Annotated in this window: 19 protein-coding genes and 1 other annotated feature (1 of these 20 only partly in view); of the genes, 15 read left to right on the plus strand and 4 right to left on the minus strand. The window is 38.6% G+C overall.

Features of this window, described 5'->3' with window-relative positions; genetic code table 11:
• Positions 1 to 148: a binding site (T-box leader), on the plus strand (it extends 84 nt beyond the left edge of the window).
• Between the two features lie 46 nt (positions 149 to 194).
• From tyrS to B7E07_RS23530, 5 genes are all read left to right on the plus strand, one after another.
• Positions 195 to 1454, plus strand: a complete 1260-nt coding sequence (tyrS, locus tag B7E07_RS05440; protein ID WP_080844413.1) for a tyrosine--tRNA ligase — start codon at positions 195 to 197, stop codon at positions 1452 to 1454.
• A 93-nt stretch (positions 1455 to 1547) separates the two neighbouring features.
• On the plus strand, positions 1548 to 2003 hold the full coding sequence (locus tag B7E07_RS05445; protein ID WP_080844414.1) for a hypothetical protein: 456 nt from the start codon (positions 1548 to 1550) through the stop codon (positions 2001 to 2003).
• 314 nt (positions 2004 to 2317) lie between these two features.
• Positions 2318 to 2764 carry a MarR family winged helix-turn-helix transcriptional regulator gene (locus tag B7E07_RS05450; protein ID WP_080844415.1) on the plus strand — a complete coding sequence of 149 codons (447 nt, stop codon included), beginning with the start codon at positions 2318 to 2320 and terminating at the stop codon, positions 2762 to 2764.
• 69 nt (positions 2765 to 2833) lie between these two features.
• Positions 2834 to 3700 carry a permease gene (locus B7E07_RS05455; RefSeq protein WP_080844416.1) on the plus strand — a complete coding sequence of 289 codons (867 nt, stop codon included), beginning with the start codon at positions 2834 to 2836 and terminating at the stop codon, positions 3698 to 3700.
• Positions 3701 to 3718: 18 nt separating this feature from the next.
• Complete coding sequence (locus B7E07_RS23530) at positions 3719 to 3856, plus strand: hypothetical protein (RefSeq protein ID WP_176215117.1); 138 nt, start codon at positions 3719 to 3721, stop codon at positions 3854 to 3856.
• 130 nt (positions 3857 to 3986) lie between these two features.
• Here B7E07_RS23530 and rpsD read toward each other — a convergent pair whose 3' ends face one another.
• The gene (rpsD, locus tag B7E07_RS05460) at positions 3987 to 4589 is read right to left on the minus strand and encodes a 30S ribosomal protein S4 (protein WP_066442997.1); all 603 of its coding nucleotides are present in this window, start codon (positions 4587 to 4589) and stop codon (positions 3987 to 3989) included.
• Positions 4590 to 5410: 821 nt separating this feature from the next.
• Between rpsD and B7E07_RS05465 the strand changes: the two genes are divergently transcribed.
• The 3 genes from B7E07_RS05465 to megL all read left to right on the plus strand — a co-directional run bounded on the left by B7E07_RS05465 (position 5411) and on the right by megL (position 9248).
• Positions 5411 to 5923, plus strand: coding sequence for a hypothetical protein (locus B7E07_RS05465; RefSeq protein ID WP_218970401.1), 513 nt, complete (start codon positions 5411 to 5413; stop codon positions 5921 to 5923).
• A 52-nt stretch (positions 5924 to 5975) separates the two neighbouring features.
• The gene (locus B7E07_RS05470) at positions 5976 to 7862 is read left to right on the plus strand and encodes a sensor domain-containing diguanylate cyclase (RefSeq protein WP_080844418.1); all 1887 of its coding nucleotides are present in this window, start codon (positions 5976 to 5978) and stop codon (positions 7860 to 7862) included.
• Positions 7863 to 8069: 207 nt separating this feature from the next.
• The gene (megL, locus tag B7E07_RS05475) at positions 8070 to 9248 is read left to right on the plus strand and encodes a methionine gamma-lyase (RefSeq protein WP_080844419.1); all 1179 of its coding nucleotides are present in this window, start codon (positions 8070 to 8072) and stop codon (positions 9246 to 9248) included.
• A 166-nt stretch (positions 9249 to 9414) separates the two neighbouring features.
• On the opposite strand, the gene B7E07_RS05480 is transcribed toward megL, so the two are convergent.
• Positions 9415 to 9894: a GAF domain-containing protein gene (locus B7E07_RS05480; RefSeq protein ID WP_080844420.1), complete on the minus strand. Its 480-nt coding sequence runs from the start codon at positions 9892 to 9894 to the stop codon at positions 9415 to 9417.
• Between the two features lie 217 nt (positions 9895 to 10111).
• Between B7E07_RS05480 and refZ the strand changes: the two genes are divergently transcribed.
• Entirely contained in the window at positions 10112 to 10741 is a 630-nt protein-coding gene (gene refZ / locus B7E07_RS05485; RefSeq protein WP_080844421.1) for a forespore capture DNA-binding protein RefZ, read from the plus strand.
• An 8-nt stretch (positions 10742 to 10749) separates the two neighbouring features.
• Here the strand turns inward: refZ and hisJ are convergent, their stop codons facing one another.
• The gene (gene hisJ / locus B7E07_RS05490; protein ID WP_080844422.1) at positions 10750 to 11559 is read right to left on the minus strand and encodes a histidinol-phosphatase HisJ; all 810 of its coding nucleotides are present in this window, start codon (positions 11557 to 11559) and stop codon (positions 10750 to 10752) included.
• Between the two features lie 189 nt (positions 11560 to 11748).
• Between hisJ and ezrA the strand changes: the two genes are divergently transcribed.
• A complete protein-coding gene (ezrA, locus tag B7E07_RS05495; protein WP_080844423.1) occupies positions 11749 to 13437 on the plus strand; it encodes a septation ring formation regulator EzrA in 1689 nt (562 codons plus the stop codon).
• A gap of 74 nt (positions 13438 to 13511) precedes the next feature.
• Here the strand turns inward: ezrA and brnQ are convergent, their stop codons facing one another.
• Entirely contained in the window at positions 13512 to 14837 is a 1326-nt protein-coding gene (gene brnQ / locus B7E07_RS05500) for a branched-chain amino acid transport system II carrier protein (protein WP_080844424.1), read from the minus strand.
• Positions 14838 to 15053: 216 nt separating this feature from the next.
• Here brnQ and B7E07_RS05505 point away from each other — a divergent pair, with 216 nt between their 5' ends.
• The 5 genes from B7E07_RS05505 to B7E07_RS05525 all read left to right on the plus strand — a co-directional run bounded on the left by B7E07_RS05505 (position 15054) and on the right by B7E07_RS05525 (position 21513).
• On the plus strand, positions 15054 to 16193 hold the full coding sequence (locus B7E07_RS05505) for a cysteine desulfurase family protein (RefSeq protein WP_080844425.1): 1140 nt from the start codon (positions 15054 to 15056) through the stop codon (positions 16191 to 16193).
• Positions 16190 to 17398 carry a tRNA uracil 4-sulfurtransferase ThiI gene (gene thiI, locus B7E07_RS05510; RefSeq protein WP_080844426.1) on the plus strand — a complete coding sequence of 403 codons (1209 nt, stop codon included), beginning with the start codon at positions 16190 to 16192 and terminating at the stop codon, positions 17396 to 17398. Before B7E07_RS05505 ends, thiI begins: the two co-directional genes overlap by 4 nt.
• 83 nt (positions 17399 to 17481) lie before the next feature.
• A complete protein-coding gene (locus B7E07_RS05515) occupies positions 17482 to 17685 on the plus strand; it encodes an alpha/beta-type small acid-soluble spore protein (RefSeq protein ID WP_066443007.1) in 204 nt (67 codons plus the stop codon).
• A 241-nt stretch (positions 17686 to 17926) separates the two neighbouring features.
• Positions 17927 to 19516 carry an acyl-CoA synthetase MbcS gene (gene mbcS, locus B7E07_RS05520; protein ID WP_080849115.1) on the plus strand — a complete coding sequence of 530 codons (1590 nt, stop codon included), beginning with the start codon at positions 17927 to 17929 and terminating at the stop codon, positions 19514 to 19516.
• A 389-nt stretch (positions 19517 to 19905) separates the two neighbouring features.
• Positions 19906 to 21513: an amidohydrolase gene (locus B7E07_RS05525; protein ID WP_080844427.1), complete on the plus strand. Its 1608-nt coding sequence runs from the start codon at positions 19906 to 19908 to the stop codon at positions 21511 to 21513.
• The last annotated feature ends 68 nt before the right edge of the window (positions 21514 to 21581 follow it).

Genomic DNA, 21581 nt, shown 5'->3' on the forward strand with positions numbered 1-21581 from the left:
ATGAATTACCTCCCTGAGCGTTCTCGCTGTCAACCTGTGATCGGGCAGTTATAGCAGCGGACGGTTCAAACCGTTATTTTTGTTTGAGTGGAGGAGATTTTATCCTCAATCTGGGTGGTACCGCGCAATGTATTTATGCGTCCCTGCAATTTGCAGGGACGTTTTTTTATTTGAGGAAAATAGGAGGCCAAACGATGAGTTTATTAGAGGATTTACAATGGAGAGGAATTGTTTACCAGCAGACAGATGAAGAAGCGATTAAAAATACGCTAAACGATCAGAAAATTTCTTTGTACTGTGGCGTTGACCCGACTGCTGACAGTATGCATATTGGGCATTTGCTTCCATTTTTAACGTTAAGACGCTTTCAAAATGAAGGTCACCGTCCAATCGTGCTTGTTGGCGGTGCAACAGGTTTAATTGGTGATCCTAGCGGCAAAAGTGAAGAACGTAAGCTTCAAACGTTAGAAATGGTTCAGCATAATGTCAGCTGCATTAAAAACCAGCTTGAAAACATTTTTGATTTTGAAAGTGAAAATGGAGCGATCATGGTGAATAACTATGATTGGGCAGGCTCAATGGATATTGTTACCTTCCTTCGTGATTTCGGGAAGCATGTTGGCGTCAATTACATGCTGGCTAAGGATACGATTTCTTCACGTTTGGAAACAGGCATTTCCTTTACTGAATTCACTTACACGATTCTGCAGGCAATGGACTTTTATCATTTGTACAAAAATCATGATTGTAAGATGCAAATTGGCGGAAGTGATCAGTGGGGCAATATTACAACAGGCCTTGAACTCATCCGCAAAATGATGCCTGAAGGTGCAAAAGCTTACGGCTTAACCATTCCTCTTGTCACAAAAGCGGATGGAACAAAATTCGGGAAAACAGAAAGCGGCGCAATCTGGCTTGATCCTGAAAAAACAACTCCATACGAGTTTTACCAGTTCTGGATTAACACGGCTGATGCTGATGTGATTAAATACCTAAAGTTCTTTACTTTCTTAACAAGAGAAGCTATTGAAGAACTGGAAGAAGCAGTAGCAGCAGAACCGCATCTGCGCAAAGCACAGAAGGCGCTGGCGGAAGAAATGACTCGTTTAATTCATGGAGAGGATTCTTTGCAGCAGGCCATTAAAATTTCGGCAGCTCTTTTTAGCGGCGATGTTAAAAGCTTGTCTGCAGCAGAAATCAAGCAGGGCTTCAAGGATGTTCCGTCATACGAGCATAATGGTGAAGCAGAGATGAATATTATCGACCTATTAATAGATGCAAAAATTGCCCCTTCTAAACGTCAGGCACGGGAAGATGTGACAAATGGGGCGGTTTCCATTAACGGAGAGCGTGTGACAGATACAGCTTACACTCTTTCTGACAAAGACCGGATTGATGGACAGTTTACCATCGTGCGCCGCGGGAAGAAGAAATACTTTCTGATTAAATACTAAACAGCATAGTATAACAACGAAGAGGATGATATGTTTATAATAAGCATATTTCCTCTTTTTTAAATCTTTAAAAAGCAGGCAGGTGAACAATTAATGCTATCAACACCGTTAGGACCGATTAAGATTTTTATTAATGATATTGAAATAGAATATACCGTAATAAAATTAAGTACCATGGAAAGGCAATGGCCGGATGTAAACGGCAGGTACTTAATCCAATATGAATACCAAAAGGAATTTAAAAAACAGCATATTAAGTGCTGCATCCCAACCCTGGATATAAAGGGAGATATAGAAAGCGGAGAAAGACTCGAAACGATCGCTTTTTATAAAGATGATATTAAACTGTCCATTAGAGCAGAAGGGGAGTTTCACGAGTATCCGGTCTATTTAGACTATAGTGGAAAATATTTAGATAATGGAATTCAATACGAAACCTTCGAAGCAACCGAAGATCGGACATTTAAATTTGGTGTCAGCTGGATTCAGCCTTGTACGGAAGAGAATGAAGTTCAAACATGGTTAGCTGCTGATCCGACGGTGATGTAATAAAGATGTAATCGCCTAATGAGAAGGGAATTTTCTAAGTAAATAGCATTCTTTGGATATACATATAAGAGGCATGATAAAGAATATTTATGATTCTCAACTAAAGTATGGTCTTTGTTTGTAAGGTCATAGCGGTAATGTTTCGGAAACATCCTTATTTTTACAATTAATTTATTCCGGAAGTTCTTCCGCAATAAATAGCTGTTTTTATCTAGGTCTATAAATGAAAACATGCCATATTAGAAGAGTAGATATGAGGATATTATTTGCAAAATACAAATAATATGTTATAACTAAACATAGAGGTGAATATTATGGAAAATCCTAGAGAGCTATTTCAAATAATGACAAGAAGGTTTGGGATGCTTAATAAGAATTGCTGTTCAAGCGGGGGAAATGACATTTCTTTAGTGCAAAGTCACATTCTTTATGAAATAGACCGGCTGGAGCAGCCCAATGTCCAGCAGGTGGCAGATGTTTTAGGCATGGATATTACAACGTTCAGCAGGCAGATACAGACTCTTGTGAAAATGAATCTCGTCAAAAAATCGCAGCTGCCTGAAGATAGAAGAATACATATTCTTTCACTTACGGCAGAAGGGAAATATACAGCAGCTGCAATTGATGCAGAGATGAATCAATACTTAGAAGAAGTGTTTTCACATATGAACGAGTTTGAGAAAGAAACGGTTATCCGTTCCATTAAGCTGCTGAATAATGCGATGGCTAAATCAACTGTATGCTGTAAACCATTAATATGAGCAAGATAAAACTTGCTCATTCATTTATAAATAATATTTGCAAAATGCAAATAAAATGAGGTGGTTAGTGTGTGGGAAGAATTTGTAAGAAGTTTTTTTGGGATTGTTGTAGAACTAACGATCTTATTTGTATGTATCTCTTTTATTATTAACCTTTTTCAAGTATTGATCCCATATGGAAAAATGGAAAGGCTGATGCAAAAAAGCCATCCGGCGATAAGTGTATTGGTTACGCTCGGATTTGCTTTCATCACCCCATTTTGTTCATGCTCGACGATCCCAATCATTGTTAATCTATTAAACAAGAAAGTTCGTTTCAGTATTGTGATGATCTTTCTATTTGCTTCTCCCGTTCTCGATCCAACGATTATCACATTGATGTCTGCCACTCTTGGCATTAAAGTTGCGTTGGTTTATACAGTTGTTACATCTCTTTTATCTGTTGTGATTGGTTTTGCGTTGGAGAAATTTGGATTCGAAAGGCATGTTAAAAAAGTGGTCATGACGGGTTATCAGCAGGAAGAACTTCAATTCTCCTTAAAAGGAGCACTTCTGGAAACATTACAGCTGATGAGAACCGTGTATCCCTTTTTAATAATCGGTGCTGCAATTGGAGCATTGATTCATGGGGTCATTCCAACTGAGTGGATTACAGACTACCTTGGCGGTGAGCAATGGTGGCTTGTACCTATTGCTGCAATAATGGGTATTCCGCTTTATATTAGGTTATCCACGATGATTCCCATATCACAAATCATGATCCTTAAAGGAATGGCACTTGGACCAGTAATGGCGTTAATGATTAGTTCGGCAGGTGCAAGTTTGCCAGAATTAGCGTTATTAAATAGCATATTTAAAAAGAAATTAGTCTTTGCGTTCGTGGGATCTGTCTTTATGATGGCAACATTATCAGGTTTGCTGTTTTACTTAATTTAGAAGAATGGAGAATTTACGATGAATATATTAAAAGGTTTATTTGGAAAAAAAGAAACTGCTTGCTGCATGGTAAAGATTGAGGAAGTAAAAAATGATTCAAAGCCTGCCAGTAACAAAAAGAATGACCCAGTGAAAGAACGAAAAGATGTTAAATGAAAGGACCTTTGAGAAGCGCATCTTTTTACTTTCTTATTACCAGAGACGATAAAATATAGAAAAGCAGACAAAAAGAAAAACCCTTAAAATGGTTAACATTTTAAGGGTTTTTCGTATGTTAATCAATAGATTAACGAGAGTAGAATTCAACGATTAATGATTCGTTGATTTCAGCAGGAAGTTCAGAACGCTCAGGAAGGCGAGTGAATGTTCCTTCTAATTTGTCAGCGTCAAAAGAAACGAAATCAGGTACGAAGTTGTTTACTTCGATTGCTTCTTTCACGATGTCAAGGTTGCGAGACTTTTCGCGAAGTGTGATTGTTTGACCAGGTGCTACGCGGTATGATGGGATATCTACGCGAGCTCCATCAACCATGATGTGACCGTGGTTAACGATTTGGCGAGCTTGGCGGCGAGTGCGCGCTAAGCCTAAACGATAAACAACGTTGTCAAGACGTGATTCAAGAAGAATCATGAAGTTTTCACCGTGTTTACCAGCCATTTTACCTGCTTTATCGAACAAGTTGCGGAATTGGCGCTCGTTCACACCATACATGTGACGAAGCTTTTGCTTTTCCTGCAATTGTAAACCGTATTCAGATAATTTTTTACGTTGGTTTGGACCATGTTGTCCAGGAGCGTAAGGACGCTTTTCTAATTCTTTACCTGTACCGCTTAAAGAAATGCCAAGACGGCGAGATAATTTCCAGCTTGGGCCAGTATAACGAGCCATGAGAGACTCCTCCTTTAGTGTTTTTATTTGGGTAAAATAAAAACAGATGCTTACGAACTCTAAGACCATTTTGTTTTCATGTACCTTCGCCCTAGCAGCTAAGGGTTACACAGTACCCCATCCTCAGAATGTATCTGATTGAGGAACAAAATGAGAACGAAAAGTGTTTGCATAGGCTGCAATATTTTACACAAAGAGTATTATATAATTTTTTCCTGCAATAAGTCAATAGTAATCTCAACTTTAAAAAAGGAAAGCATAGCAGCCAAGCTCATTAAAGGGAATCTTCAATTGGCTGCTTACTGAAGCAATGTGAGGTATAAGCGGAGAAATTCCTCTTATTTATAAAAAAACACTGAAAATAGCTAAAATAGACGGAGGATTTCCGACTATTTCCTAAAAATATGTGAAAATGGAGCATTTTGCTATGAATAACCGGAAATATTCCGCTTATTTAGACCGGAATGGCTCCATTCTTCATTTTAACCGGAATAACTCCGCTTATTTTAAATAACATTGGCTTCCAGATAAGGATACAATACTTGCATATTTTTTATTGCTTTGGTTCAGCAGCCCGGGGCTAGAAGGCTAGTGAAATGACACTATAAGCTCTTACCCAGCTTGCCGGAATGTATGCTTCTTTCATAAATATAGGTATAATCCTACCATCATATCGTAAAACAATAATTAATGAAATTAAATATACAGGAAAAGGCAACCTAATGTTATAATATAGGAAAATAGATATAAGAGTGATCGTTGTGAAGGAATCAAGAAAAGAAAAACGTATCCGCTTGATTCTCATTTTTGTATGTATCTGTGTGACTATACTAGCTTTTTTATATAAGAGGAATCATGAAGTCATTGATTCAAATGACACATATTCACCGCTTTATCTAGTTATAGCACAGGGAACATCCATAAACGAAAATCCCAAAGTGGCTATATACAAAGAGACAAATCAGGAGCCTGTGCTGGCAATCTATGAAGTGGACATATCGAATGGGCATAAATTCTCAGCCATTCAGGCAGTCACCTTAAAAGGATTACCAGAAAAGCTCTCAAATGATGAGTCAAATCGAGGAATATGGGTATATATGAGTAATGATTGGCTTTATTTGGATGAATTGCTGAAAGTTGCTGATCGCGATGAAGCATTTAAAATGGAAGATCCTTTATTTGAAGTTGAGCTAACAACAGAAAAGAAGGAAGAGCTGCATAAAAAAGGGGTGCAGAAACCGACTGCCATTCATTCTTTGACAGCTGATCAGGACTTATGGCTGGTTGTTGAACAGGACGGCAGTTTTAACATAGTTGAGAACTTGCAGGATTAAATAATAGTGGGCATGCTGCGTAAAATAAATGCCAGCATGATAACAGGTGATGATGTTGATGGTCAATACAAAGGAAGATCCAATAATATTAAAACTAAAAAGTCACTTCTATGATCTTATTGATACAGAAAGTGGTTTATTTCATTATGATCATATTGTAAATAAAATGCTAACAGCCATTCATTCATTGCTTGAAGTGCCTGGTATCCTTCTATATAAATGTAATGAAAGAGAGCAAGTTCTTCAACTCACAGCTCCAATTGGCACAATAGATGTGAGTCAGTTTCCAAAAAGATTTGACTTAAGTGCCATTCCTGACATAAGCAGGAGCGGTGCACCAGTAAAGCGAACGAGTTTAATTGAACTAAATGGAAGTGCTTTTATGCTTCTGCTGAAAAAGAAAAATCAAGTGCTGGGCTGTCTCGTTTTTCAAGGGAATGTAAAGGAATGTATCTTATCAGAAGAAGTTTTACAATCTTTAGCAACCGAATGCGGACATTTCTTAGCAAAAATCCAAGAGCTTTCGACTGTTCTCTCTGAGGAAAAGAGATATCAGCAATTATTTCGGGTAACAGAGAAGTTTCACTCTTCCATGAGCATGGATAGTGTTTTAGGAGAGATCATTCAAACCTTGCAGGAGGTTTACCCGACATTCACCTACTATTTGCTTCTATCTCATGATAACAATAATAATACAGATCTGCCGATTAAGGATTTGGAATATGATAGTGAAAATATTGCTGCTATGCAGGCGTATGTAACTGGGACGATTCAATTTGAGGATTCTCAGTCGTATGAAAGGTCAGTGCTGTATGCGCCGTTAATGGGCAAGCAGGGTGTTTATGGCGTTTTACAGGTTATTGCACCAAACACGGTTAATTTCCCTAAAAATGAGGTGGAATTCATCACACTGCTTGCAAATACGGCTGGAAGTGCACTTGAAAATGCTCAGCTTTATCAGCAATCGAAACGTCTAATTTCGGACTTGCAGCTCATTAATGAGACTTCTCATCGGTTAAATTCAGATTTACGACTAACTGAAACAATGAAATATATGTCCGAACAAATTTCAAGTTCGTTTGGTGCTGAAGAAGTTGGCTTCATTTTATTATTGAATGATGGAGAAGATATCAATGTTCTGCAGGGCAGCACACCTTTCTTTCAAGTAAGAGAATCGGAAAGATATATTCATCTGATGAAGGATAAGATCTCGAAAGAAAGGGAGCCATTATTTTTAGGAGATTTTCATTTTCCTGAGGGCTCAGAAGACAATGGGTTTAAGTCCATTATGGCTGTTCCGATGGATCAATCTGGTGAATTAAAGGGATTTGCGCTCGTCATGCATCATCAGCCCTATCATTTTTCCTTTGAAGCCTTTAAGCTGCTGCAGTCGCTCATCCACCACTCTACATTGGCATTTACAAATTCAATGCTTAGAGAAGAGTTAGAGAGAATGGTCGTTACAGATCATCTTACAAAACTTTTCTCAAGGAGCTATCTTGATAAAAAGATTTATAGCTCAATGAATGAGGACCAAGAAGGAACCTTCATGCTAATTGACATTGACAATTTTAAAAGGGTAAATGACACTTATGGTCATCAGGCCGGTGATGAGGTAATCGTTCAAGTTGCCAATATGATCAGAAAGAATATCCGCGGTTCAGATATTGGGGCACGATGGGGCGGTGAAGAACTAGCCGTATACTTGCCGAATGTTGTCTTAGAAGCGGGCATTGCTATTGCCAACAGACTCGTGAAAAAGGTAAGTGAGACGACTAACCCTCATGTAACCATTTCATGTGGAGTTTCATATTGGTCTAAAGCGAATATCACGGCTTCTCAAGAAGAAGATTCATATTCTGCTTTGTTTAAACGAGCAGACAAAGCTCTTTATAAAGCAAAGGAAACCGGAAAAAACAAACTGGTTGTTCAAAATTAAGATGTCCTTTTGGGCATCTTTTTGTTTAATTTTATTAATCATGAACTTATGAAAAACTTCAAATGATCAATTGTACCCTGCTCAATATGCTGATCGATTTTTAATGTGCAATAATAAATGAAGCTATTACTCTTCCATTTTTTGAGAAAGTATCATATTCTAGTAAGAGGATGATGTAAACGCTTACAAAAGAGGAGAGATACTTGTATGCATAAGAAACATTTCGAGACCATGACCATTCATGGCGGATACAGCTCAAATGAACATAAAGGCAGTTTGGCACCGCCAATTTTTCAAACGTCTACCTTTACTTTTGAAAATGCTGAACAAGGAGAGAGGCGTTTTTCAGGTGAAGAGGATGGGTTTATTTATTCGCGTCTTGGCAATCCAACAGTATCCATGCTTGAGCAAAGAATAGCACAATTGGAACAGGCTGAGGCGGCACTTGCATTTGGCTCTGGTATGGCAGCAGTTTCTGCTATTCTGCTGTCTTTAACAAAAACGGGCGATCACATCGTATGCTCTCAAGGTGTGTATGGATGTACATTTGGATTGTTGAAGCTGATTCAAGAAAAATATAAAATTACACACGACTTTTCTCCAATGAGATCAAGAGAAGAACTACTTCGAGCGATTCGGCCAGAAACAGCCTGTATCTATGTTGAAACACCGATTAATCCAACCATGCAGCTTGTTGATTTGGAAATGGTAGCAAAGGTAGGGAAAGAAAAAGGAATTCCAGTTGTCGTAGATAATACGTTTTGTTCGCCATATCTGCAAAATCCATTAGTGCTAGGCTGTGACATTGTGGTGCATAGTGCTACTAAATATATAAGCGGACACGGAGACGTCATTGCTGGAATAGCGGCAGGCAGCAAGGAAATCATGAGCAAAATAGCTCAAACGACACAAAAAGATATTGGCGGAGTACTCTCCCCGTTTGATGCATGGCTCTTACTTCGCGGTTTAAAAACACTGGCTGTCCGGATGGATCGCCATTCTGACAATGCGGAAAAACTTGCAGAATTTTTATATGATCATAAAAAGATTGCACAAGTTTATTTCCCAGGCAACCCTGAACATTCTGATTATAAAATTGCCAATAAACAAATGAGAAGACCTGGAGGATTAATATCCATTGAAATTAAGGGAGATAAAAAGGCTGCCCAGGCCTTTATGAACGAATTAAAACTTATTCAAATTGCCGTCAGTTTAGGAGATGCAGAAACATTAATTCAGCATCCGGCAACGATGACACACGCTTCGGTTCCTTTTGAGGATCGAAAGAAGATGGGAATATCAGATTCACTGATCAGATTATCTGTTGGACTGGAAGCTTGGGAGGATCTGCGCAATGACCTCAAGTATGCTTTGGGAAAAATATAATATAGAAACCGGGCCATTAAGCCAGATTGTTTATGAGTAATTTAAAAAAGACCCGAACGATCTCTGCTTATCGTTCGGGTTTTATCATTGTACTTATAGAAAGTTGAATGTTTATATTTGCTCCGCACTCTGAATGACTAGTTCACGTGCCGATATATAAAGCAAATTATAAATGTTTAACAAGTTCTTGAACAAATTGTTCCAGTTTGCTCTGGTCAATTTCATCAAAACGATTTTTTTCTGGAGAATCAATATCCAAGACGCCAAGGAGTTCGCCATTTTTGATTAGAGGCACGACAATTTCTGATTGTGAGGCCGCATCACATGCAATATGTCCAGGGAATTGGTGTACATCCTCCACTCTATATGTTTTTTGTTCTTGTGCAGATGATCCGCAGACACCTTTGCCTAAAGGAATCCGTACACATGCAGGCAACCCCTGGAAAGGTCCTAACACAAGCTCTCCTTCTTCTAGCACGTAAAAGCCGACCCAATTGACACGATCTAAAAATTGATTAAGTAAAGCAGACGCATTACTTAAATTTGCAGTTGTATTTGTTTCTCCTTCAAGCAAAGCAGCAAGCTGCTTTATGACAAGGTCATAATTTTCTTCGCGTGTACCGCGGTATGTTTCGACGTTAAACATCATGGTTCACCTATCTTTCAAGAAATGTATGGAAATGTATCGCAAAATCACAGGATTTTCGCTAGAATTTGTCGAGATCTTTATAAAGGAATCTCGAAATCTTAACAAGAATGTATACATTATAGCAAAGGTAGAAACACAATGAACAGTAAGTTTCCTCGGATTAATCTAAAAAATATTATACGATCTTAGCTGAAGCAGAAAGAGAGGAAAGATTTTGAAAAGAAACGCTCGGGACGCAATTATTGATGCTGCAGTATACTTATTTAATCATAAGGGCTTTAAAGGCACTTCCGTCCGTGATATTGGAGACAAGGCTGAAACGAATTCTGCAAATATTGCCTATTACTTTGGCAATAAGGAGGGTTTGCTGGAATATTGCTTTACAAAGTATTATGAAGGCTATTTGAGAGAAATGGAAAAAGGTGTCGCCTCTTTAGAAGATGGAGCTGTCAGCTGTTTAAAGAAGACACTTGAAAAGATTATGCTTTATCAATTTGACAATAGTCAATTAACAAGAATGATTGTGAGAGAAATGTCTTTAGATTCACAGATGGTCCGGGAAATTATGTCCACATATGCCATGAAGGAAAAATACTTTTTTCAGCTAATATTTGAACACGGCTTTGCAAATGGGGAATTTCGACGAGAATCCTCGGGTTATTATTTGCTGCAGCTGAAGGGTCTGCTGACAATGCCTTTCTTAAATACACATTATATGACTGAGGTGCTGTATCTTCTTCCCCAAGAAAAATATTTCGCAGACAAATATTTACAAGAGTTATACAGCTGGGTGGATGGGAGGATGAACAGCCAGCATCAGGATAAAAAGATGCTGACTGTGTAATCATTATTCTATCGATTTAAGTGCTGCTGCCCGATCATCATCTGCAAGCCTTGGCCAAGCTCTTTGACTTGGTGTGCGTCTGATCCATAAACAAGTTTTATGCCCATATCCAGTGCAGCCTGAGCTGCCCATAAAGGCGGATAGGGCTCGCGGCATAAAGGCTTACTTGAGCCGGCGCCATTATAGTCCAGCTCATATCCGTTTTGTTTTATTGCTGTCAGTATGGAAGTAATCGTTTGCTTAAAATCTTCATTACTCTGAAATTTTTTCTTAAACTTTTCAACAAGATTGATATGTCCAATTCTTTTGGGCTTATATTTTCCCAGGTCAGTGTTTATAGAGTGGTGGACGGTTTGATAATATCGATTATAGACTTTCTCAATACTGCCGTATCTGCTGATCATCTCCTCAAAAACATCCGGGCTATAATCGACACAGTCATACTTGTTATCATGCTTTAAAAAGTGGACGGATAAAATGGAATCGTCGATAAGATTCCCGTATTCGTCAAGAAAAGCTTTAATCTCCTGTTCATACCCTTCAATAAAATCTACTTCTAATCCAGCATTTACGATGATGCTGTTTTTATATTTTTCCTTTAAGATATTTACTTCTGTAAAATAGGCTTCAAGCCGGTCAATGGACATAGCACTATCCTTTAGCGGAGTTGGTTCTGCAAACTGCGGAGGGAGAGGTGCGTGCTCTGTGAAGGATATTTCTTGGAATCCAAGTGATATTGCCTTTATAATATAACTTTCAAGAGAATCTTTTGATCCGTGCGGACAGTATGGTGTATGGATATGACCATCTTTTCTCATATTCTGATTGCCCTCCTTGAACTGCATATGAACAAATGTTAAAGATTTAGTGATTTATTTCGATAAAATGTGAAATAAATAGTCAAAAAATGTCGTTTACATGGTATCATAAAAACATTGAATTGAACACGAAAAGTGAAAGTATAGATGAACATACCGGCTCGGAACAGAACAGGGGGCTTTTAAGAAGTGGAATACATAATTGGCGGTATTGTAATTGTCATTCTTATATATTTGACAGGTTACTTTTTAAAAAAGAAGTATTATAAAGAAGTCGATCGGCTTGAAACATGGAAAATGGATATTATGAATCGCCCTGTGCTGGATGAAATGGCAAAGGTGAAACAGCTGAATATGACCGGTCAGACAGAAGAACTGTTTGAAGCATGGCGTTATAACTGGGATGAAATTGTAACAGCAGAACTTCCAAATGTTGAGGAATATTTGTTTGATGCTGAAGAATCAATAGATAAATATCGTTTCAATAAAGCGAAAGAGGCATTACGTGCAATTGAAAGCAGCCTTGAACGTATTGAAGAGCAAATTAAAGGTCTGCTTACAGAAGTCAAAGATCTTGTTGGCAGCGAGGAAAAGAACAGACTTGAAATTGAAGAATTAAAAGAAAACTATCGTGAAAATAAAAAGATTTTACTCGCACACAGACATACATTCGGCAAAGCAGAGGAAGTATTAGAAAAGCAATTTGAGAAAGCTGCTGACTTATTCGAGCAATTTGATGAAAAAACAGAACAAGGGAATTATTTGGAGGCACGTGAAATTGTGCTGGCGATTCAAGAAATACTTAATCATTTGCAGAAGTGCATGGAAACCATTCCTGAATTGCTGATTGAATGCCAATCTAAGCTGCCATCTCAAATGTCGGATCTACGTGATGGGTATAAAGAAATGCAGGAAAACGGTTATATTCTTGATCATATTCAACTGGATAAGGACCTTGAACAATTTCAGCAAGAGCTTAATCAGCTCCTGGAATCACTTCATAAAGCGGAGCTCGAAAATGTGCAAAGTACAGTAGACGATATGAGAGACAGTATCGACCTTTTATACGATCTTCTCGAACAGGAAGTACATGCAAAGCATAATTTACAGCAGCAGGAGTCACTTGTAAGTGAAAGGTTTTATAATAGTTTAGAAAGCAATAAGCTTCTTAAGAGAGAGCTTAACGAAATTTGTGAAAGCTACCATGTTGACCAGCAGGATAAAGAAGTACAACTTAAATTGGAAAAAACATTAGCTGCTCTAACAAAAAAATATGATGTGCTCCATCATAAGATGAAAAGTCAAGGTTCTGCACAAACACAGCTGCAGGAAGAGTTTTTGCAGATTAAGTCAAGTCTGGATGAAATTTGCCTTGAACAGGAAGTATTCTCAGAAAAGCTGCAGGCGCTTAGAAAAGATGAAATGACTGCAAGAGAAACTGTGGCAGAATTGAAGAAGACCATGACAGATACAATTAAACTGGTTTCTAAAAGCAATATCCCAGGCTTATCTCAGGAATATAAATATTTGGTGCATGATACAAAAGAAAGCTTAGAAAATGTGATGCTAAAATTAGAAGAAAAACCGCTTAACATTCCTACTGTTCAGCAATATCTAGAAGTTTCTGTAATGACAGTGGATAAGCTGGTACAATATACAGAGGAAATGATTGAAACCATCCAGCTGGCTGAAAAAGTAATCCAATATGGAAACCGCTATAGAAGTTCCTATCCTTCTATTGAAAAGGCATTGCAGGAGGCAGAACAGGCTTTCAGAAGCTACGATTATAAAACATCTCTTGAACAGGCTGCTTCTTCTATTGAAGAAGTTGATCCTGGTGCATTAAAGAAAATAGAAGAGCTGTTAAAAGAAGAATAAGATGTGAAAAAGGCTTAGAGTGAATAAACTCTAAGCCTTTTGTATGATCTTTCCCGATCGCTGCTAAGGTTCGCCTAAAGCACCTTTTTGCCCATATAGAAGGATAGAATGTATCCGAAAAACGCACCGGCAAATGCAGGTGTGATCCAGCCGAGTCCTTCTGAAAATAAAGGCAAAAATGCGAGTGCATTATGTATACTTGAAACATTGACACCAGCTTCTTTTAAACCATCCGCCAAGCTGATGAGTCCTGTTGGCAGCAAAGCACAAACATAGACGAAGGAATAGCCTTTAAACAGATGATGAAAAAAGGATAAAACAATTAATACAATTGCAAGCGGATAAATAATGACTAGAACAGGAATAGAAAACGTAATAAGCTGAGTCAGTCCTGCGTTAGCCAGTATCGCGCTAAAAAGCGAGAATACAATCACAATCATTTTATAAGATAAAGCTGGATATAGCTTTGAAAAATACTCCGCACAAGATGAAACAAGTCCAATGGAGGTTGTTAAACACGCAAAAACAATGGCTGCTGCTAAAATGACTGATCCAAGTGGACCGAATAAATACCGTGCAGTTGCGGATAAAATAGCACCGCCATTATCTTGAAAGCCAATGGCTTCAGGTGCGGTTGAACCAATATAAGCAAGTGCCATGTAAATAACGGCAAGTCCGGCAGCAGCAATGAGTCCGGCTGCTACACATATTTTTGTAATTGATTTCTGATTTTTCACGCCTAAGCTATTAATAGACCCAATCACGATAATGCCAAATACCAGAGCAGCGATCGTATCCATCGTTAAATAGCCTTCAATAAATCCTGTAAAAAATGCGGCATCATTATAAGAGTCTTCCGGCAAACCTTGATTGCCAAGCGGTGTAATAATGGCTTTTATCACAATAATTCCTAAAATGGCTAATAGAGCAGGTGTTAAAACCTTTCCGATTGTATTGACGAGTTTAGTTGGATTCATAGCTAGCCATGCAGTTAGGATAAAGAATACTGCTGAAAAAAAGAGTAGAGGCCAAATAGTATTGGAAACGTTTTCATTAAGAAACGGAATAACACCAATTTCAAAAGAAACAGTAGCGGTACGCGGAATAGCGAACAATGGCCCAATAACCAAATACATGACCACTGTAAATACAACTCCAAAGACAGGATGAACTCTGCTGGCCATTGTTTGTACATCACCCGTTCTTGCAATGGCAATGATCGCTAATAAGGGCAATCCAACACCTGTAATTAAAAAGCCGAAAGCAGCGGTCCAGACAGAAGTGCCAGCCTCCTGGCCCATAAATGGAGGAAAAATCATATTTCCAGCTCCAAAAAATAAAGCAAATAGCATTAATCCTATTACAAATATTTGTTTAATGGAAAGCGAATTTTGTTTCAAAGAATAATCCTCCTAAACAATTGCTGTTTCCTTTCATTCCTCAAAATGTTTAGAACATTTTCATAGTAACATGATTTTTTAAAAATAGCAGATTTTAAAATAATTTAAATATTAGCAAAAATATTCCGCTATATTATTAATATTGGCAGTCATTCTTTATATCGTCCTTCTGCTATTTATGGTAAGATTGAGAATTGCATAAGGTGGTGACCATTCATGATTTATTTTGATAATAGCGCAACAACGAAACCATATAAAGAGGCAATCCAATCATTTGTAAAGGTTAGTGAGGCTTACTATGGCAATCCCTCTTCCCTTCATTCATATGGAGCGAAGTCTGAAAAGCTTCTGGCTCAGGCGCGTGAACAGATGGCAAAGCTGCTGCATGTGGATGCACAGGAGATTATTTTTACTTCTGGTGGAACAGAAGGAAACAACCTTGCCATCAAAGGAGGAGCACTTGCCAAGCGCGGAAAACATTTAATTACAACTGATATTGAACATCCATCCGTAAAGGAAGCCATGAAGCAACTGCAGGAAATCGGCTTCCATATTACCTATATTCCGGTTGATTATAGAGGCATCGTAAATGTTGAAGATATAAAAGCAGCTATAACAAATGATACTGTGCTTGTATCAATCATGCATGTAAATAATGAGGTAGGCTCCATACAGCCGATTCATGAAATCGGGGCAATACTAAAAAGCTATCCTAATATTCTTTTTCATGTGGACCATGTTCAGGGGATTGGAAAGGTTCCTTTAAATATTAGAGACTGTCATATTGATCTCTGCACCATATCAGCTCATAAATTTCATGGATTAAAAGGTACTGGCGCTTTGTATGTTCGACGAGGAGTAAAAATCTCTCCTCTGTTTTCTGGAGGCAGTCAAGAACAGCAGATTCGAAGCGGAACCGAAAACCTGCCAGGCGCCGTTGCAATGGCAAAAGCGCTGAGAATGGAGCTTTCAAGACAAGAAGCAGAATTCAGTAGGCTAGTTGCAATGAAATCATATCTGATAAGGGAATTATGCATGATCGATGGAATCATCCTTCATACCCCGGAAGAACATTCCGCTCCCCATATCATTAATTTTTCAATCAGCGGTATGAAAGCAGAAGTGTTTGTCCATGCTCTTGCTGAGCATGATATATATGTTTCAACCACAAGTGCATGCTCGTCAAAATCAAAGGCAGTCAGCCAGACACTGCTGGCTATGAGCGTGAATGAAGACCTTGCCAAAAGAGCGATTCGTGTGAGTTTATCTTATGACAATACACTGGAAGAAGCGCAATTATTTATTGTGGCAGTAAAAAATTCAATTACGAGTTTAAGAAAGGTAATGAAAACATGATCAATTATGACCGCATATTAATCCGGTTTGGCGAAATTTCTACAAAAGGGCGAAACCGCAGCAAGTTTTTAGATAAATTAAGACAAAATGTCAAACGAGTATTATACCAATTTCCTGAAATAAAAATAGAAACGCATCGTGATCGAATGTTTGTAAAACTTAACGGAGCAGATGGAGAAAGTGCTGCACAGTGTTTAAAAGAAGTGTTTGGCATCCAATCCTTCAGTCTGGCCATTAAGACGGAGCGTGATATCGATCAAATTAGAGATGCTTCATTAGCATTATTTATGAAGGTATTTGAGGAAGGCAAAACGTTCAAAATCACTTCTAAACGTGCCTATAAAAAATTCGAGCTTGATACTGGGGAAATGAACCATACTTTTGGGTCTCATATCCTAAAGAATGTTGAGCATGCAAAGGTAGATGTGAGAAATCCTGATATTAACCTGCAAATTGAAGTAAGAGAAGAAGGGGTTTATTTATCCTGTGAAAATATAAAAGGTGCAGGAGGTCTTCCTGCTGGTTCAAGCGGAAAAGCCATGCTAATGCTTTCAGGAGGAATCGATAGTCCTGTAGCTGGTTACTTAGCAATGAAGAGGGGAATTGAAGTGGAGGCAGTCCATTTTCACAGTCCCCCTTTTACAAGTGAACGCGCAAAGCAGAAAGTCATTGATTTAACAGAAAAGCTTTCTAAGATTTGTGGAAAAGTTACCTTGCATATTGTGCCGTTTACTGAAGTGCAGCAAATGATTCAGAAGCAAGTTCCGGAGAATTATACGATGACTTCAACAAGAAGAATGATGCTTACCATAACGGATCAGCTTCGTAAAAGAAATGAAGGCCTTGCTATTATTACAGGAGAGAGCCTGGGACAAGTTGCCAGTCAGACTCTAGAGAGCATGTATGCTATTAATGATGTGACAGCTACACCAGTGCTTCGTCCATTAATTACGATGGATAAAGAAGAAATTGTAGAAATCGCCCAAAAAATTGATACATTTGAAATTTCAAATCGACCGTTTGAGGATTGCTGTACAGTATTTGTCCCTGCTTCTCCAAAAACAAAGCCAAAACTTGATAAAGTAGAGCGATTTGAAAGCTTCGTTGATTTTACAGATGCTATTTCAAAAGCAGTTGCAGACACAGAAACGCTAAATATTACGCCTGGATTCCGTTACGAGAACGATGAAGAGGATTTATTCTAAACTCTTTCATTAAATTACCAATTTAAAAGTGCATACCGCCATGTGATTCTACACATTCTATACTCACAAGGAGGTGAAATCACATGGCAAACAACAACAACTCAAACCAGCTTTTAGTTCCTGGTGTACAACAAGCTCTAGATCAAATGAAGTACGAAATCGCTACTGAATTTGGTGTAAACCTTGGTGCAGAAACTACTTCTCGTGCTAACGGTTCAGTAGGAGGAGAAATCACTAAGCGTTTAGTTCAAATGGCTGAACAACAATTAGGCGGTTACCAAAAATAAAAATAGATAATATGGCTACAAGGAGCAGGGCAAACGCCCTGCTCCTTTTCATTTTTAAATAATACTGAAGAGGTTTGCGGCAGTTGCAGTTGAGATTAAAGTATGGATGAACTATACCTAGTCGTTCGCCTTTTTTGCCAATCAACAAGTATTCTTTATAAAATGGTAAATTTGATTGTTTTGATTTTTTGGAAAATTTAGTATAATGTTTGGAGATGAAACAATTAAAGGGGGAAACGTTGTGAAAGTAGAAGATTTACTTGCTCCTGATCAGTATAACCTTGTCGATGAAGTAGAAAAATTTGCGATTGATCCTCAGAAAGTTGCATTAAAATGGGAAAATGAACTAGGTTCGAAACAGGAAATTACATATCAGAAGCTGATGGAAAGAGTGAATAGAATTGGAAACGTTTTCTTGGATAGTGGACTGCAAAAAGGTGATACAGTTTTGGTCATCGTTCCGCGTCTAATTGAAGCATATGAAGTCTACTTAGGTGCATTAAAAATAGGGTTAACAGTGATTCCAAGCTCAGAAATGCTTCGTGCTAAAGACCTGCAGTATCGCATTAGTCATGGAGATGTAAAAGCGATCGTAAGTTATTATCCTTTTATTGAACAATTTTCTGAACTAGAAAAACTCCAAACGTTAAAAAAATTTACTTTAGGGGATAAAGCAGAAAATTGGACTTACTTAGATGAGGAGCTTGAAAAGGCATCTCCAATTCTTGAAGCTGCTAAAACAAACAAAGATGATATGGCTTTTTTATCATATACATCTGGCACCACAGGAAATCCGAAGGGTGTTGTGCATACACATGGATGGGCGTTTGCACATTTAAGAACGGCAGCACCTCACTGGTTATTAATTGAAGAAGGAGATACCGTCTGGGCAACAGCCGGTCCAGGCTGGCAGAAATGGGTTTGGAGTCCCTTTTTATCAGTCCTCGGTTCTGGCGCAACTGGTTTTGTTTACAATGGCAAGTTTGATCCAAATAAATATTTACAGCTTTTACAGGATTATGAAGTGAATGTCCTCTGCTGTACGCCTACAGAATACCGGTTAATAGCTAAAGTGGATGAAATTGGCCAATATCAATTACCTCATTTACGAAGTGCAGTATCTGCAGGGGAACCATTAAATAGAGAAGTAATTGATATTTTCAAGAAGTACTTTCAAATTAATGTGCGAGATGGGTATGGCCAGACTGAGAATACATTGCTTGTTGGTGTTACAAAAGATATGGAACTTAGACCTGGTTCAATGGGTAAACCAACTCCTGGAAACAGAGTTGACATTATTAATGAAGATGGGAAACCTTGTGAAGCAGGGGAAGTTGGAGATATTGCCGTGCATGTGAGCACACCTGCCTTGTTTAAAAATTATTATAAAGATCCTGAGCGAACAGCTATGCAGTTTAGGGGAGAATATTATATTACTGGAGATAAAGCAAAAAAGGATGAAGACGGATACTTCTGGTTTGAGGGACGAGGCGATGACATTATCATAAGCTCCGGCTATACGATCGGGCCATTTGAAGTGGAGGACGCCCTTGTTAAGCACCCTTATGTCAAAGAGTGTGCTGTCGTTGGCAGTCCTGATGAAGTTCGCGGCTCCATCGTAAAGGCATTTGTGGTCTTAAAGGACATTCCCGATTATGAAGAAAGTGAGATTATACAGCTGCTTCAGGACCATGTGAAAAAAATGACTGCTCCATACAAATACCCTCGGAAAATTGATTTTGTTGAGGAGCTCCCAAAAACGATTTCGGGAAAAATAATGAGAGTGGAGCTGCGGAAAAAAGAACTTGAAAGGGCGGCAAACAAGGTATGATTTGAGGAAAAGCAGGCGAGGGTGCCTGCTTTTTGTTTTAGGGGCGTATTTATCGCGTTGGCGGATAAATTGATATTTTTGGCAGGAAAATCAAAATAACGGCGGATATAATTTTTTTACGGCGGATAAATTGAAAAAAACAGCGGATATTTCAAATAGACGGCGGATATCCGGAAAAAGAAACCAGCAAAACTTGATTTTTTAAGGATGAAAACCGCTAATTTGGCCAGCTTTATGGTGTTTCCAATGGATTTTATCAACATAAGCTTTAAAACCGCAATATTTTCATTACAGACCACCAGCTTCAGATACTAAAGATTTATTTTGCTTGTCCATGCTTCACTAGGTGTACTATACTATGTTCAAATTGAATTAAAGGAGCATGGAGTATGGGGACGCTTTGGCATGGGGGAAATATTTATACATTAGAGCAGGAAAATGAACAAGTAGAAGCTGTTTATACAGACGGCGGAGTGATCATTGAAATAGGATTTTACAATGAACTTTCTCAAAAATACAAAAATAAAATAGATGTGATTGAAGACCTTAAGGGTGCGACCATGCTGCCAGGATTTGTTGATAGCCATATGCATTTAATTGGCCATGGTGAAAGGCTGATCAGACTTGATTTGTCAAAGTGTACATCAAAAGGAGCTGTGCTCGCAGCTGTGAAAGAATATTCGCTGCAGTTCCCTGCTGGTGAGTGGATTGTTGGAGAAGGCTGGAATGAAAATTTATGGGAAGACCCTACACCGATTACTTCAGCTGAAATAGACAATGTAGTTCCAAATCATCCTGTTTTATTAAAAAGAGTATGCCGTCATGCAATAACAGCAAACACCTTAGCTTTTGAGCTGGCAGGCATCACAGAAGCTACTGAATGCCCTCCAGGCGGCGTTATAGAACTCAACGCTCAAGGACAGCTCACTGGCATCCTAAAGGATCAGGCGCAAGAACTGCTATTTTCAGCGGTGCCGCCTGTTACAAAAGCCTATTTGAAAAAAGCACTCCAAGCTGCAATAACGGATGCTTATTCTTTAGGTTTAACAGGATCGCACACAGAAGACCTTAATTACTACAATGGATTTGAACATACATATGAAGCAATTAAAGAAGTCATTGAAGAGGATCAATTTAACTATCGGGCACATTTACTTGTCCATCACGAAGTAGTAGACGACATGATTGCCAGTGGACAGCATTTTATGAGCGGTTCTGAATGGGTTGAATTTGGAGCGATGAAAATTTTTGCTGACGGTGCATTGGGAGGACGTACGGCATTGCTGAGTCATCCTTACGCAGATGACGAATCTACTTCAGGAGTGGCCATCTTTTCACAAGAACAGCTGGATGAGCTCGTGAAAAAAGCACGAGAATACAATTTGCCTGTTGCTGTTCATGCCATAGGTGATCTGGCCTTTGAAATGGTCGTGAATTCAATTGAAAAATACCCTCTAATCGGGAAAGGCAGAGATCGTCTGATTCATGCGCAAATATTACGTAAGGAACTGATCGACCGGATTAAAGAGCTGCCGCTAATACTTGATATTCAGCCGCGATTTGTTGCTTCCGATTTCCCTTGGGTCGTAGAACGTGTTGGGCAGGAATACATGAATTATTGTTACGCTTGGAAGACGTTATTGGATGAAGGTCTCCATTGTGCAGGAGGCTCTGATGCGCCAATAGAGCCTGTTGATCCGCGGCTTGGCATCCATGCAGCTGTCACGAGAACAAATATTGATAGCACCGATCAAACGGTTTATAACGAAGAAGAAAGGCTTACCGTGTTTGAAGCGGTTTCTCTTTTTACAAAAGGAAGCGCATATGCGATTTCACATGAACATGACCGAGGTGTCATTAAGAAAGGGAACCTTGCTGACTTTACGATCCTTAAAGAAAATATATTTACAATTGCTTCAGAGGAGATTGCTTCCATCCCAGTTCAACAAACTGTCATTGGCGGCAAAACTGTGTACCGGAATGTGACTGTGAAATAAATATTTTACCTACTATACCGAATGATTAGAAATTATCTTTCTAACCATTCGGTTTTTATTGTGTATAA

The organism is Cytobacillus gottheilii (assembly GCF_900166665.1).
GTDB lineage: Bacteria > Bacillota > Bacilli > Bacillales > Cytobacillaceae > Cytobacillus > Cytobacillus gottheilii_A.